Origin of the sequence: Novosphingobium sp. (genome assembly GCF_031417815.1) — a bacterium.
Classification (GTDB): Bacteria; Pseudomonadota; Alphaproteobacteria; order Sphingomonadales; family Sphingomonadaceae; genus Novosphingobium.
In genome coordinates, this window is record NZ_JANOWI010000038.1 from 1 (window position 1) to 11,886 (window position 11,886).

Consider the following 11,886-nt stretch of genomic DNA (forward strand, 5'->3'; position numbering starts at 1 on the left):
ATAACCTGGGGTGTGTGGTTTTCATAGTTGTGATCTTCCTATCTCCTCCCGGTTGGGGTGGGGTGGGGGGTGGGGGTTCCACGCTAGCGATGACGCGAGGCCAAGTGGCCTCGCTCCCCCATCCCAACCCTTCCCCGACGGGGAAGGGGGAAATGAGTCAAGCGCATTGCACCTTGGTATAAGCTCTCAATGTGAATCCGGGCCGCTTGCCGTCCGTGGGCACGAGTCCCCGATCTTGCGGTAGATCACAGCCAACGAATCCTTTCGGCTATAAAGCTTGAATTGGCCAATCGGCGGAGCAAACTCCCCTTCGGGTGCCAAGAAGATATGCTCACCGTTTGGCCAGGTCGCTTCAATTTCGAACCGGTCAGGGCTCTGAATACGAACATCGAGCCAGTGATCGATATCGAACGCCCATCCTTTATGATAAGCCAGTCTGCTGGTAATCCGGATCTGCGACGGCTGCAGCACGGTCAGGGTGGTTGGGGTTATTTCGATATCGGGGCCACCACGTGCGGCATAGCAGCCATAAAGATCAGTCGGCGGATTACGCCCCACTGCTCCGCCCGAACCACCAAAAATGAAACCGAAGGTGAGCATCGCCGCGAAGCTAAGCCCTGCCAGTGCCTCAAACCACGGCGACGAATCGTCCTTACTGTAAAAGTCGTCCATCGGCAGCCCTAAGCCGCCTGTTCCTTGCCCTTCATTACCCGCACCGGGTCCTTGCGGCCTTCGACCACGTCCTTGTCGACCACCACTTCGGCGATGTCGTCCTCGGTGGGGATGTCGAACATGGTATCGAGCAACAGCCCTTCGACGATCGAGCGCAGCCCACGCGCGCCGGTCTTGCGTTCGATCGCGCGCTTGGCGATCGCTTCAAGTGCGTCTTCGGTGAAGGTAAGCGTTACGTCTTCCAGATCGAACAGCCGGGCATATTGCTTGATCAGCGCGTTCTTGGGTTCCTTGAGGATCCTGACCAGCGCCTCGACATCAAGGTCTTCCAAAGTCGCGATCACCGGCAGGCGGCCGACAAATTCGGGGATCAGCCCGAATTTCAGCAGATCTTCCGGCTCCGCCTTGGTCAGCAGTTCGCCCACCCGGCGCTTTTCGGGATCGGCGACATGCGCGCCAAACCCGATCGAGCGCTTTTGCAAGCGGTCGGCGACGATCTTTACAAGCCCCGCGAAGGCCCCGCCGCAGTTGAACAGGATGTTGGTGGTGTCGACCTGCAGGAATTCCTGCTGCGGATGCTTGCGGCCGCCCTGCGGCGGCACCGAGGCGGTGGTGCCTTCCATCAGCTTGAGCAGCGCCTGCTGCACCCCTTCGCCCGAAACGTCGCGGGTGATGCTGGGGTTTTCGGCCTTGCGGCTGATCTTGTCGATTTCATCGATATAGACGATCCCGTGCTGCGCCTTCTCGACGTTGTAGTCGCTTGATTGCAGCAGCTTGAGGATGATGTTTTCCACATCTTCGCCCACATAACCAGCCTCGGTCAGCGTCGTCGCATCGGCCATGGTGAACGGCACGTCGAAGGTTTTCGCCAGCGTTTGCGCCAGCAGCGTCTTGCCGCAACCGGTCGGCCCGACTAGCAGAATGTTCGACTTCTGCAGCTCAACTTCACCGCCCTTGCCGCCATGCTTGAGCCGCTTGTAATGGTTGTGCACCGCGACCGAGAGCACGCGCTTGGCGCGGCTTTGCCCGATCACGTAATCGTTCAGCGTTTCGCAGATATCGCGCGGGCTGGGCACGTCGGTGCCCTTTTTGCCGGCGATCCCGGCCTTGGTTTCTTCGCGGATGATATCGTTGCACAGCTCGACGCATTCATCGCAGATGAACACCGTCGGCCCGGCAATCAGCTTGCGCACCTCGTGCTGGCTCTTGCCGCAGAAGCTGCAGTAGAGGGTGCTCTTGGCGTCCGATCCGCTCAATTTCGTCATGCTTTCATCCATTGCCCCGCCAGGCGGGGATTCGCCGGGAGTTTAGCCCGGCGACCGTATTTATCAATCCTGCCCTGTTAGCACGGCCAAATTGACCGCTGCTGAAGGTGCAGGGTTAGCAGAGGCTTACCGCCCCGCTCAGTCGGGCGCCCCGCCGGTGCCCTTTTCGCCGCTGCCCGGCTCTTCGCCTTCGGGGCGGGCGTTGAACACCTTGTCGACCAGACCGAAGGTCTTGGCCTCGTCGGCGCTCAGCCACGTATCGCGGTCCATCGCGTCCGCCACCTGCTTGACCGTCTTGCCGGTATACTGCGAGTAAAGCTCGTGCATCGTTTCCTTCAGCCGCAGGATTTCGCGCGCCTGGATCTCGATATCCGAGGCCATCCCGCGCGCCCCGCCCGACGGCTGGTGGATCATGATCCGCGCCTGCGGCAACGCGATCCGCATCCCCGGCTCGCCCGCGGCCAGCAGGAAGCTGCCCATCGAGCAGGCCTGGCCGATGCAGACGGTCGAAACCTTGGGCTTGATATATTGCATGGTATCATGGATCGCCATGCCCGCCGTGACCACGCCGCCCGGCGAATTGATGTACATCGAGATGTCCTTCGAAGGATTCTCGCTTTCGAGGAACAGCAGCTGCGCCACGATCACCGAAGCCATGTGATCCTCAACCTCGCCGGTCACAAAGATGATCCGTTCGCGCAGCAGCCGCGAATAGATATCGAAGCTGCGCTCGCCGCGGCTCGATTGCTCGACCACCATCGGGATCAGCGCGCCGGTAACGGGGTCCTGGGTCATTGAGCTTCCGGGGCGGTTGTAAGGGTCGAACATGGAGGTCCTCATCTGGTTGGACCGCCTATGTCGGACTTGGCGGCGCTTTGTTCAAGGGCGTTAACCGGATGGGGGTGATGGCGGGGCGGTGAAACAGTTTCTGTGCCATTCAAACAGTCACGCTGCGCGGAGCAGTTCCGTCACCACCGAAGGCCGCCGCGCGATCATCGCCAACAGCACCTGGGCCGGACCGGTCGGGCGCCTGCGGCCATGTTCCCAGTTGAGCAGCGTCCCTTTGGCAACGCCAATACTCTTGGCAAACTGGCTTTGCGACAGGCCGGTCTTCGCCCTGATTGCGGCAACGTCGATCACCGGAACATCGATGGTGTGGACCCGCGCGCCGGTATCCTTACCACTCGCAAAAGCGATCGCTTCGTTCAGCCCTTCGACCAGTTCATCGTAGAATTTGCTCACGTTGGTTCTCCATAGGTTGCCAGCAGCGTCTTGGCCAACTGCACGAGATGCGCCTGCTCGGTCTTGGTCAGATTGCCCTTCTCGTTTTTGGCGAACACACCCACCAGAAACAGCGGGGCTTGCCCGCCACCAAAGACAAACAAGGTGCGGTATCCGCCGCTCTTCCCGCTGCCTTCGCGCGCCACCCGAACCTTGCGCAAACCACCACCCAGCGCCACGCCCGCCTCCGGGTTGGCCGCAACATAATCGACAATCGCGGCGCGCTCCTCATCCGACATGATCGCCTTGGCCTGCCGCTCGAAGATCGCCAATTCGACAACGGTCTGCGGGGTGGTCATGGATGGAGAATATATGCCAATGGCATATATGTCAATGACGCATAATTTTCGATGTATTGGGGTGATCATGCACTTATTTGTCAATTGAGTGCACTGTCACCGTAACTTTTCTGGTAACTTTTCTGGCGGAACAGAAATCATTGGTTGGCAAGCCCTCGTGGCGGACTCTACCATCTTTGAGCAAACGTCTGCGGTAACAAATTGATCTGCCATATGGTTAGCTTGGCGCATTTGCGCACGGGATCAAATCCGCCTAATTGAATATGTAGGTCCGGAAATATTTGGCTTGCTTGATTTAGGTGCTTTCCAAATAATACTAATCTTAAGTGAATCAATCCGAGGGGGGGAATCAATGGCAATAGAACCTGGTTCGTTGGAGGACATGGCATCGGGCAGCGCTGTCGTCGCAGGAATTTCTTTTGTGATCACTCTCGGAATATCTAACGTCCTATCCTACGTCGTGGCCCTAAAATCGACGCCAGAGCGCCGAGCATTTTACACCGTGATGCCGGGCATATTAGTTTCGGTTGGGATCGGCGGATCAATGATCATGGGGCTTGGCATGCCCATATTATCCTTTTTGTTTGTTTTGCTTCCAAATATAGCAGTGTTTTGGTGGTTTCGCCGCCAGTATCGCCGTGCATGGATGCCAGATGACCAGGTCCCCGAGGGCGTATCAATAGAAAACGATGACTGGACTGTCGGCGTTGCTGGAATTTTGATTGTTCTGATGATTGGAGTCTTCCGCTTCGTTTGGAAAACATTGCTGGGTAATTGACAACTTGCAGCCTGCTTTCAAGTTGGTCACGGTCTATCGCAATGGGGGCAAAATGGACCCCATCACCACCCCACCACATCCCCCGCCGTCAGCCCCAGTTCCTTCGCCCGCCCGCCGGGAATCTCCAGCACAGCTTTCACGACGCCGTCCGATTCCAGCTTGCTCTCGTCATAGGGCTTGGCCTGCGCGGCAATGTTAGTCACCCGGCCATCCAGCCCAACGAACAGCAGGTCGAGCGGGATCACGGTGTTGCGCATCCAGAAGCTGGCCTGTTTGGGCGGATCGAACGGGAACAGCATGGCTTCATCGGGGCCGAGCGCGGTGCGGAACATCAGGCCTTTGGCTTGGTCCTGCGGGTTTTGCGCCAGTTCGGCTTTGAAGCTGTGCGCTTTGCCGGCGTGGGTGATCGTCACCGTGATGATCCGCAGTCCGCTTGCCGGATGCACCGCCGCGTCGCTGCTGGCCGCGCCAGCGGGCTCGGCATCCTGCGCCTTGCAGGCGGTTAGGGCGAGCGCCAGCAAGATTGGCCATACCAAAGCACTGTGACCTGAACCCTTAAAGCCCCTCCCCGGCGGGGAGGGGTTGGGGTGGGGGCTCGCCACCCGCGTTGACGCTCGGCTTCGCCTCGCTCCCCCATCCGCGTTCAGAGTCATGTGCCTCTGAACGCCCCTTCCCCGCCGGGGAAGGGGGAAATGAGTCCGTTCTTTCATGAGCTGGCTTAAGACCCTCATTCGCACTCCTCTTCCGCCCAAGCCTCGGCAGCCTCAATCGTCGCCGCGCCCAGCACGCCGCGCGCCAGATCGAGCGGGTGACCGGCGCGGAGCATTGCGGCGAGTTGTTTCTCGCGCAAGGGGCGATCGGGCGGCGCGGCGCTGAACGGGCCGAAGCGGCGCTTTTTGGCCATGGCGAACGCGGCGGCGCGTTGTTCGTTGGGGCCGGCGCGGACTTCCTCGCGCAGATCCTCGGCGATCCCGGCCTGGCCCAGCGCCTGGCTGACGCGGCGCTGGCCATAGCCGCGCCGCAGCAGGCTGCCGCTTTTGGCGCGGGCATAGGCCTCATCATCGACATAGCCTGCCGCCACGAAGCGTTCGACCAGCGCGGCGATGGCCGGATCACCGTCACCCTCCCAGCCGCGCTCGCGCAGCTTGCGGCGCAGATAGTCCGCCAGCTTGGCCGCGCTGGTCGCGAACCGCGCGACATAATGCAGCGCCAGATCGTTCAGACGCACCGGATTGAGCGGCTTTGGGGGCCGTTTCTCACGGCGATCAGGGCGGGGTTTGCTTAACATCGGCCTTATTCGTGCCACAGTCCCCGGCAAATGGGGAGGCCAGTGTTGCGGGCGCGTGTTTGCGTGTTGCAACGATTGGTTCAGCCAGACTGTGGCCCAGGCCGCAGTTCTGAATTGAAAAGAAACGGGTAATTCGCGCATGACCGACGCCGCCACGCTTGTGATCGACGCCGCATTGGCACTTGTCCCCACCCCCAACGATGACGCTTTGCCGCGCCGCCTGTCCACCTTTGCCACATTTGGCGAGGCGCTGGACTATGCCGCGACTGGCCAGCGGGGGATGAATTTCCACGATCCGCGCGGCACGCTGACGCGGGTCTATCCGTTCAGCGAACTGCGCGAAGATGCGCTGGCGATGGCCCGGCGGTTGATCGCTTACGGCATCCAGAAGGGTGACCGGGTGGCCTTGATCGCCGAAACCGGGCCTGATTTCGCGGCGCTGTTCTGCGGCTGCATCTATGCCGGCGCGTGGCCGGTGCCGCTGCCGCTGCCGACCAGCTTTGGCGGCAAGGACGCCTATGTCGATCAGCTGGCGGTGCAGATGGCTTCCAGCGATCCCACGGTGTTGTTTTACCCGGCCGAAATCGGCGCGTTGAGCCACCCTGCGGCAGAGCGGCAGGGCTGCGAAGGCTTGTCGTTCGAAGACTTCGCTGCACGCCCGGCACCCGATCGCGCGCTGCCCCGGGCCAGCGGCGATGATATCTGCTATCTGCAGTATTCCAGCGGATCGACCCGCTTTCCGCATGGCGTGGCGGTAACCCACGCCTCCTTGCTCAACAATCTGGCCGGGCACGGCGAAGGGATGAAGCTGATTTCCAGCGACCGCTGCATATCGTGGCTGCCGTGGTACCACGACATGGGGCTGGTCGGCTGCTTCCTCTCGCCGATCGCCAACCAGTGTTCGGCCGATTACCTCAAGACCGAGGATTTCGCCCGCCGCCCGCTCGCCTGGCTCGATCTGATCAGCCGCAATCCCGGCACCACGCTCTCCTATTCGCCGACCTTTGGCTATGACATCTGCGCGCGGCGCATTTCCAGCCAGAGCCACGTTTCCGAGCGGTTTGACCTGGCGCGCTGGCGGATCGCCGGCAACGGTGCCGACATGATCCGGCCCGACGTGATGCAAGGCTTCGTCAACGCCTTTGCCGAAGCCGGGTTCAAGGCCAGTGCCTTTCTGCCCAGCTATGGCCTGGCCGAAGCGACGCTGGCGGTGACGATCATGCCGCCGGGCGAAGGGATCCGGGTTGAGCTGGTCGAGGAAGAGCGGCTGTCGGGCACCCCGCGCGATCTCTCGCGTCCGGCCCGCTACCGCGCGATCGTCAACTGCGGCAAGGCGGTCAAGGACATGGTGCTCGAGATCCGCGGCGAACGCGGCGAGGTATTGCCCGATCACCACATCGGCAAGGTCTGGTGCAAGGGCCCCAGCGTGATGACCGGCTATTTCCGCGATCAGGAGGCCACCGACGCCTGCATGGTCGGCGGCTGGCTCGATACCGGCGATATGGGCTATCTGGTCGATGGCTACCTGTTCATCGTCGGCCGCGCCAAGGACATGATCATCATCAACGGCAAGAACCACTGGCCGCAGGATATCGAATGGGCGGTGGAACAGCTGCCCGGCTTCAACCACGGCGATATCGCCGCCTTCTCGGTTGAAACCGATGCCGGCGAGGAATCGGTGGCGGTGCTGGTCCACTGCCGCGTTTCCGATCCCGAAGAACGCCAGCGCCTGCACGATACGATCCGCGACAAGGTCCGCTCGATCCTGGGCCATCCGGCGATCGTCGAACTGGTCCCGCCGCGCACCCTGCCGCGCACCTCGTCGGGCAAGCTCAGCCGCGCCAAGGCCAAGAAGCAGTACCTTTCGGGCGAGATCGAGCCGTTCAAGCTGGCGGCGTAAGCCCTGCAAGCGCCAGCCCGCCCAGCGCCGCCAGCCCCAGCACGCGGATCACGCTCCACCCGGCTTTGAAGATCAGCAGCGCCGAAAGCGCGGCCAGCAGCGCCGCGCGCCAATCGAGGCTGGCCAGCAACGGTGCCTCGAACCGCAGCGGGCCGAACGAAACCGGCTGCCCGGCCTTGAACAGCACATGCAGCGCGAACCACAGCGAGAGGTTGGCGATCACCCCCACCACAGCTGCTGTAATCGCAGCCAGCGCGCCTTTGAGCCGCGGCGCGCGCTCCAGCCGCTCCATCCACGGGGCCAGCGCGAAGATCCACAGAAAGCACGGCGCGAAAGTAACCCAGGTGGTCAGCGCTGCACCGAGCAAGCCCGCCGCCAGCGGGCTGAACGGCGCGGGCGCGCGGAACGCGGCGAGATAGCCGACGAACTGCGTCACCATGATCAGAGGTCCGGGGGTGGTTTCAGCCAGCCCCAGTCCGTCGGCCATTTCGCCCGCGCTGAGCCAATGGTAATTCCCGACCGCCTGCTGCGCCATATAGGCCAGCACCGCATAGGCTCCGCCGAAGGTCACCACTGCCAGCTTCGAGAAGAACACCCCGATCTGCCACAGCACGTGGTGCTGCCCCAGCGTCAGCGCCACCAGCACCATCGGCGCGGCCCACAGTGCGCCGAACCCGGCGATTGCGGCCAGGCTCTGCCGCCACGGGCGCTGCGCTGAAACGGGAGCTTCGCTGACGGGCTTCAAAGCCAGCCAACCGGGACGCAGGGCCGTCGCTACCGCGCCGAGCACGCCCGCCAACAGCAAGACCAGCGGAAACGGCGCCGATAGTGCAAACAGCGCAATGAAGGCCGCCGCCGCGATGCCCCGCTTGAAATTGGTGTTGAGCGCCCGGCCTGCCACCCGCAGCAGCGCCTGCACCACCACCGCCAGCACCGCCGCCTTGATCCCCAGGAACAGCGCCGCGAACCATTCCAGATGCGCGGCAAAACCATAGAGCACCGACAGCGCCAGGATCACCAGCGCACCGGGGATCACGAACAGCAGCCCGGCGGCCAGCCCGCCTTTCAGCCCGTGCAGCTTCCAGCCGATCCAGATCGCCAGCTGCTGCGCCTCGGGCCCGGGCAGCAAGTGGCACAGATTGAGCGCGTGAAGATATTCATCTTCCCCCACCCAGCCGCGCTCTTCCACGATCTCGCGATGCATCAGCGCGATCTGCCCGGCCGGCCCGCCAAAGCTGAGGCAGCCAATCCGTGCGGACAAGCGGACGAGTTCGGCAAATGTGGGTTTGGCTAGAACTTCGGCGCTGCTCACAGTCATACCTTTCCGGCCGCGCGGCGGCGGACCACTGGAAAGGCAACGCTTGGGCCTGTGCCTGACCGGGAGGTTGCTTTGCCCCGGTATATTGGTTGTTCGTCGAATTGTATTGGCAGGTCAAGCGGCACGAACTTGTCGCACCTGTCTTATTTCGATAACACAGCTTGCACCTGAAGGCGATCCGTCCCACATTGCCCGAAGGCACCATTGCTTACGGAAACCGCACCCATGGCCACGACGCCGACTGAGACCGCCACCGCTCCCGAACTCAAGCTTTCGGCACCCGATCCGGTGCCCGTGGTGCCGGTGGAAAAGGCATCGGGGCTTGTGCCGGTGTCCGACGACAACAAGAGCAAGCTGGCCGCCAAGGTCGATGCCTTTGTCGATGAACTGGTGGCGACCGATTCCAATTCGCCTGAATTCGGCAAGAAAGTCGATCAGATCACCAACATGGGCCGCAAGGAAATCATGGCCGCTTCGGGCATGTCGAACCGCTTTCTCGATCGCCCGATCCGCGCGATGGACAAGGATTCGGGCGTTGGTGCCAATCTGGCCGAATTGCGCAAGACGGTCGAAACGCTCGATCCGGGCAAGCAGGGCAAGCTTTCGAAGGGCCGCAAGTTCCTTGGTATCATCCCGTTCGGCAATTCGATGAAACGCTATTTCCAGAGCTATGAAAGCGCGCAGGGGCACATCCAGTCGATCCTCAACCACCTCGGTTCGGGCAAGGACGAGCTGCTGATGGACAATGCCGCGATCGATGTGGAGCGCCAGAAGCTGTGGGAAGCGATGGGCCAGCTTGAACAGATGATCCTCATTTCCAAGCAGCTTGACGCGAAGCTTGAGGAAAGGGCTGCCGATCTTGACGCGGCCGATCCCGCCAAGGCCAAGGCGATCCGTGAGAGCGCGCTGTTCTATGTCCGCCAGCGCACGCAAGACCTGCTGACGCAGATGGCGGTTTCGGTGCAGGGCTATCTGGCGCTCGATCTGGTCAAGAAGAACAACGTCGAACTGGTCAAGGGCGTCGACCGGGCCAGCACCACCACCGTGGCTGCGCTGCGCACCGCGGTTACCGTGTCGCAGGCGATGGCCAACCAGCGGCTGGTGCTTGAACAGGTTACCGCGCTGAACAGCACCACCGCGGGGCTGATCGACAGCACCGGCACCCTGCTGCGCGAACAGACCGGCAAGATCCACGAGATGGCGGCATCGAGCACCATCCCGGTTGAAACGCTGCAGCGCGCCTTCCAGAATATCTATGACACGATGGACAACATCGACACCTTCAAGCTGAAGGCGCTGGAAAGCATGAAGCAGACGGTCACCACACTCTCGGCCGAGGTCAAGAAGAGCGAGGGCTATATCGCCCGCGCCGAGGGCGCCGCGCAGGCCCAGCTGGCGCACGATGCCCCCAGCCTGCTAAGCGCGGAATGATGGCGATGATACTTCTGGGATTCTCTCCATTTTTGGCGACTGCCACAAATGGGGAGGTGGCATTTGCGCAGCAAATGACGGAGGGGTATCGATCCTCGCGACATTACCCCTCCGTCAGCGCTTCGCGCTGCCACCTCCCCATTTGCACTTCGTGAAAATGGAGAGGATCTGGTTATGACCACCCCCTCGCATCAATCCGACGATATCATCCGGGCCGCGCGACAAAGCCTGAGCGTGCAGCGTGCGGGCGGGCGGCGGCTGGCCCCGCAAGGCGCGCAGCGGCTGAAACGCGGGCATTTCACCCGCAAACTGCGCAATATCGTGTTCGCCGTGGTCGGGATCTGGCTGGCGCTGACGATCATCGGCGCGATCATCAGCGGGATCGGCTTCACCGGCCTCGCCATCGGCGCGGCGGCAACCGTGGCGGCGGTCTGGTTGTTTGGCAGCTATCCCAGAATGAAGACGCCCGGGCTGGCCGATCTCAACCCGGCGCAGGCGGACGTGCGCACCATGGTCGGGCGGACCGAGCTGTGGCTGGAAAGCCAGCGCCGCGCACTGCCCGCACCGGCGGTCAAGCTGGTCGATACGATCGGGCTGCAGCTGGATGTGCTGGGCGAGCAATTGGCGCATGTCGATCAGAACCACCCCAAGGCGCAGGAGGTGCGCAAGCTGGTGGGCGAACATCTGCCCGGGCTGGTCGATGGCTATCAAAAGATCCCTGAGCATCTGCGATATGAAGAAAGCGCCGGGGGCAGCCCCAACACGCGCTTCATGGACGGACTGTCCACCATCAGCGGCGAGATTGACAGTTTGACCCGGCAGCTGGCCGCGGGCGCGATCGACAACCTGGCGATCAACACGCGCTATCTGGATTACAAATACGGCGCCGGGCTTGAAGAGGATATCAAGGCGCGCTGATGCGGATCCCGATCCCGCACAGCCTGGGCCGCGAAGAAGCCCGCCGCCGCCTGCATGACCGCTCAGGCGAAATGGCCGGGCTGTTCCCGGGCGGCATGGCACAGGTTGCGATCGACTGGCCCAGCGAAAATCGCATGGCGATGGCCGTCACCGCGATGGGCAAGACGGTGGACGGTCATGTCGATGTGGAAGACCACGCGGTGGTATTCGAAATCCAGCTGCCCGCCGCGCTCGCCTTTTTCGAACCGATGGTGCGCGGCGCGATCGAAGACAAGGCGCGCAAGCTGCTGACCTAAAGGTCGCGGTCCAGTTCAAGATAGGTGCGCGGAATGCGCAGCTGCTGGGCCGAAATCTGCGTTTCGCGCAGGAACAGCACCAGCGCCCACATCAGCAGCCCCACTGCGATCAGGAAGGTGGCCGCGGCGGCGCGCTGCAGGTTGAAGCTGACCAGTTCTTCAAGGAACAGCACCGCCACCGTGGTGCCGATGAACAGTCCGCTGATCACCATCAGCCGGACCGCGCGGGTAATCAGCCGGATGCGCTGATCGAGCAGGCGGATTTCGGCCACCACCTCATCGTGATCGGGGCCCTCGGTCGCCAAGTGGCGTTCCTGCAGGTGGCGCGAACGATCGACCACCCGGCCAAGGCGGCTTGACAGCAGGTTGAGGATATTGCCGATCGCCACCAGGACGAATACCGGGGCAAGTGCGAGCTGGATTGTCTGGGCGATCATAGT

At 62.3% G+C, this 11,886-nt stretch carries 14 protein-coding genes; 5 read left to right on the top strand and 9 right to left on the bottom strand.

The window, feature by feature from the left end; all coding sequences use genetic code 11:
- Nucleotides 1-186: 186 nt before the first annotated feature.
- The 5 genes from RMN99_RS09385 to RMN99_RS09405 all read right to left on the bottom strand — a co-directional run bounded on the left by RMN99_RS09385 (nt 187) and on the right by RMN99_RS09405 (nt 3,517).
- A complete protein-coding gene (locus RMN99_RS09385; RefSeq protein WP_309623053.1) occupies nt 187-672 on the bottom strand; it encodes a hypothetical protein in 486 nt (161 codons plus the stop codon).
- 8 nt (nt 673-680) lie between these two features.
- A complete protein-coding gene (clpX, locus tag RMN99_RS09390) occupies nt 681-1,937 on the bottom strand; it encodes an ATP-dependent Clp protease ATP-binding subunit ClpX (RefSeq protein WP_309623054.1) in 1,257 nt (418 codons plus the stop codon).
- 138 nt (nt 1,938-2,075) lie between these two features.
- The gene (gene clpP, locus RMN99_RS09395; RefSeq protein ID WP_309623055.1) at nt 2,076-2,732 is read right to left on the bottom strand and encodes an ATP-dependent Clp endopeptidase proteolytic subunit ClpP; all 657 of its coding nucleotides are present in this window, start codon (nt 2,730-2,732) and stop codon (nt 2,076-2,078) included.
- Nucleotides 2,733-2,882: 150 nt separating this feature from the next.
- Nucleotides 2,883-3,179, bottom strand: a complete 297-nt coding sequence (gene nadS / locus RMN99_RS09400) for a NadS family protein (protein ID WP_309623056.1) — start codon at nt 3,177-3,179, stop codon at nt 2,883-2,885.
- Nucleotides 3,176-3,517: a type II toxin-antitoxin system RelE/ParE family toxin gene (locus RMN99_RS09405; RefSeq protein WP_309623057.1), complete on the bottom strand. Its 342-nt coding sequence runs from the start codon at nt 3,515-3,517 to the stop codon at nt 3,176-3,178. The genes nadS and RMN99_RS09405 overlap by 4 nt, the downstream gene beginning before the upstream one ends.
- A 352-nt stretch (nt 3,518-3,869) precedes the next feature.
- On the opposite strand from RMN99_RS09405, the gene RMN99_RS09410 reads away from it, so the two are divergent.
- Complete coding sequence (locus tag RMN99_RS09410) at nt 3,870-4,295, top strand: hypothetical protein (RefSeq protein ID WP_309623058.1); 426 nt, start codon at nt 3,870-3,872, stop codon at nt 4,293-4,295.
- Nucleotides 4,296-4,357: 62 nt separating this feature from the next.
- Here the strand turns inward: RMN99_RS09410 and RMN99_RS09415 are convergent, their stop codons facing one another.
- Complete coding sequence (locus RMN99_RS09415; protein ID WP_309623059.1) at nt 4,358-4,816, bottom strand: DUF192 domain-containing protein; 459 nt, start codon at nt 4,814-4,816, stop codon at nt 4,358-4,360.
- 206 nt (nt 4,817-5,022) lie between these two features.
- Nucleotides 5,023-5,583 (bottom strand): RecX family transcriptional regulator, encoded by a 561-nt coding sequence (locus RMN99_RS09420; protein ID WP_309623060.1) that lies wholly within the window; start codon nt 5,581-5,583, stop codon nt 5,023-5,025.
- 139 nt (nt 5,584-5,722) lie between these two features.
- Between RMN99_RS09420 and RMN99_RS09425 the strand changes: the two genes are divergently transcribed.
- Nucleotides 5,723-7,483, top strand: coding sequence for a fatty acyl-AMP ligase (locus tag RMN99_RS09425; protein ID WP_309623061.1), 1,761 nt, complete (start codon nt 5,723-5,725; stop codon nt 7,481-7,483).
- On the opposite strand, the gene chrA is transcribed toward RMN99_RS09425, so the two are convergent.
- A complete protein-coding gene (gene chrA / locus RMN99_RS09430) occupies nt 7,467-8,801 on the bottom strand; it encodes a chromate efflux transporter (protein WP_309623062.1) in 1,335 nt (444 codons plus the stop codon). The genes RMN99_RS09425 and chrA overlap by 17 nt on opposite strands.
- Nucleotides 8,802-9,026: 225 nt before the next feature.
- Between chrA and RMN99_RS09435 the strand changes: the two genes are divergently transcribed.
- The 3 genes from RMN99_RS09435 to RMN99_RS09445 all read left to right on the top strand — a co-directional run bounded on the left by RMN99_RS09435 (nt 9,027) and on the right by RMN99_RS09445 (nt 11,446).
- Nucleotides 9,027-10,232 carry a toxic anion resistance protein gene (locus RMN99_RS09435; RefSeq protein ID WP_309623063.1) on the top strand — a complete coding sequence of 402 codons (1,206 nt, stop codon included), beginning with the start codon at nt 9,027-9,029 and terminating at the stop codon, nt 10,230-10,232.
- Between the two features lie 174 nt (nt 10,233-10,406).
- Nucleotides 10,407-11,150 (top strand): hypothetical protein, encoded by a 744-nt coding sequence (locus RMN99_RS09440; RefSeq protein WP_309623064.1) that lies wholly within the window; start codon nt 10,407-10,409, stop codon nt 11,148-11,150.
- Nucleotides 11,150-11,446, top strand: a complete 297-nt coding sequence (locus RMN99_RS09445; RefSeq protein ID WP_309623065.1) for a polyhydroxyalkanoic acid system family protein — start codon at nt 11,150-11,152, stop codon at nt 11,444-11,446. The genes RMN99_RS09440 and RMN99_RS09445 overlap by 1 nt, the downstream gene beginning before the upstream one ends.
- On the opposite strand, the gene RMN99_RS09450 is transcribed toward RMN99_RS09445, so the two are convergent.
- The gene (locus RMN99_RS09450) at nt 11,443-11,883 is read right to left on the bottom strand and encodes a DUF2721 domain-containing protein (RefSeq protein WP_309623066.1); all 441 of its coding nucleotides are present in this window, start codon (nt 11,881-11,883) and stop codon (nt 11,443-11,445) included. The two genes, RMN99_RS09445 and RMN99_RS09450, sit on opposite strands and share 4 nt — an antisense overlap.
- Between the last annotated feature and the right edge of the window lie 3 nt (nt 11,884-11,886).

Excerpts from the sequence above, each read along its gene's own strand:
- RMN99_RS09385 (WP_309623053.1), bottom strand. The coding sequence starts at position 672 with ATGGACGACTTTTACAGTAAGGACGATTCGTCGCCGTGGTTTGAGGCA.
- clpX (WP_309623054.1), bottom strand. The coding sequence starts at position 1,937 with ATGACGAAATTGAGCGGATCGGACGCCAAGAGCACCCTCTACTGCAGC.
- clpP (WP_309623055.1), bottom strand. The coding sequence starts at position 2,732 with ATGACCCAGGACCCCGTTACCGGCGCGCTGATCCCGATGGTGGTCGAG.
- RMN99_RS09405 (WP_309623057.1), bottom strand. The coding sequence starts at position 3,517 with ATGACCACCCCGCAGACCGTTGTCGAATTGGCGATCTTCGAGCGGCAG.
- RMN99_RS09410 (WP_309623058.1), top strand. The coding sequence starts at position 3,870 with ATGGCAATAGAACCTGGTTCGTTGGAGGACATGGCATCGGGCAGCGCT.
- RMN99_RS09420 (WP_309623060.1), bottom strand. The coding sequence starts at position 5,583 with ATGTTAAGCAAACCCCGCCCTGATCGCCGTGAGAAACGGCCCCCAAAG.
- RMN99_RS09425 (WP_309623061.1), top strand. The coding sequence starts at position 5,723 with ATGACCGACGCCGCCACGCTTGTGATCGACGCCGCATTGGCACTTGTC.
- chrA (WP_309623062.1), bottom strand. The coding sequence starts at position 8,801 with ATGACTGTGAGCAGCGCCGAAGTTCTAGCCAAACCCACATTTGCCGAA.
- RMN99_RS09435 (WP_309623063.1), top strand. The coding sequence starts at position 9,027 with ATGGCCACGACGCCGACTGAGACCGCCACCGCTCCCGAACTCAAGCTT.
- RMN99_RS09440 (WP_309623064.1), top strand. The coding sequence starts at position 10,407 with ATGACCACCCCCTCGCATCAATCCGACGATATCATCCGGGCCGCGCGA.
- RMN99_RS09445 (WP_309623065.1), top strand. The coding sequence starts at position 11,150 with ATGCGGATCCCGATCCCGCACAGCCTGGGCCGCGAAGAAGCCCGCCGC.
- RMN99_RS09450 (WP_309623066.1), bottom strand. The coding sequence starts at position 11,883 with ATGATCGCCCAGACAATCCAGCTCGCACTTGCCCCGGTATTCGTCCTG.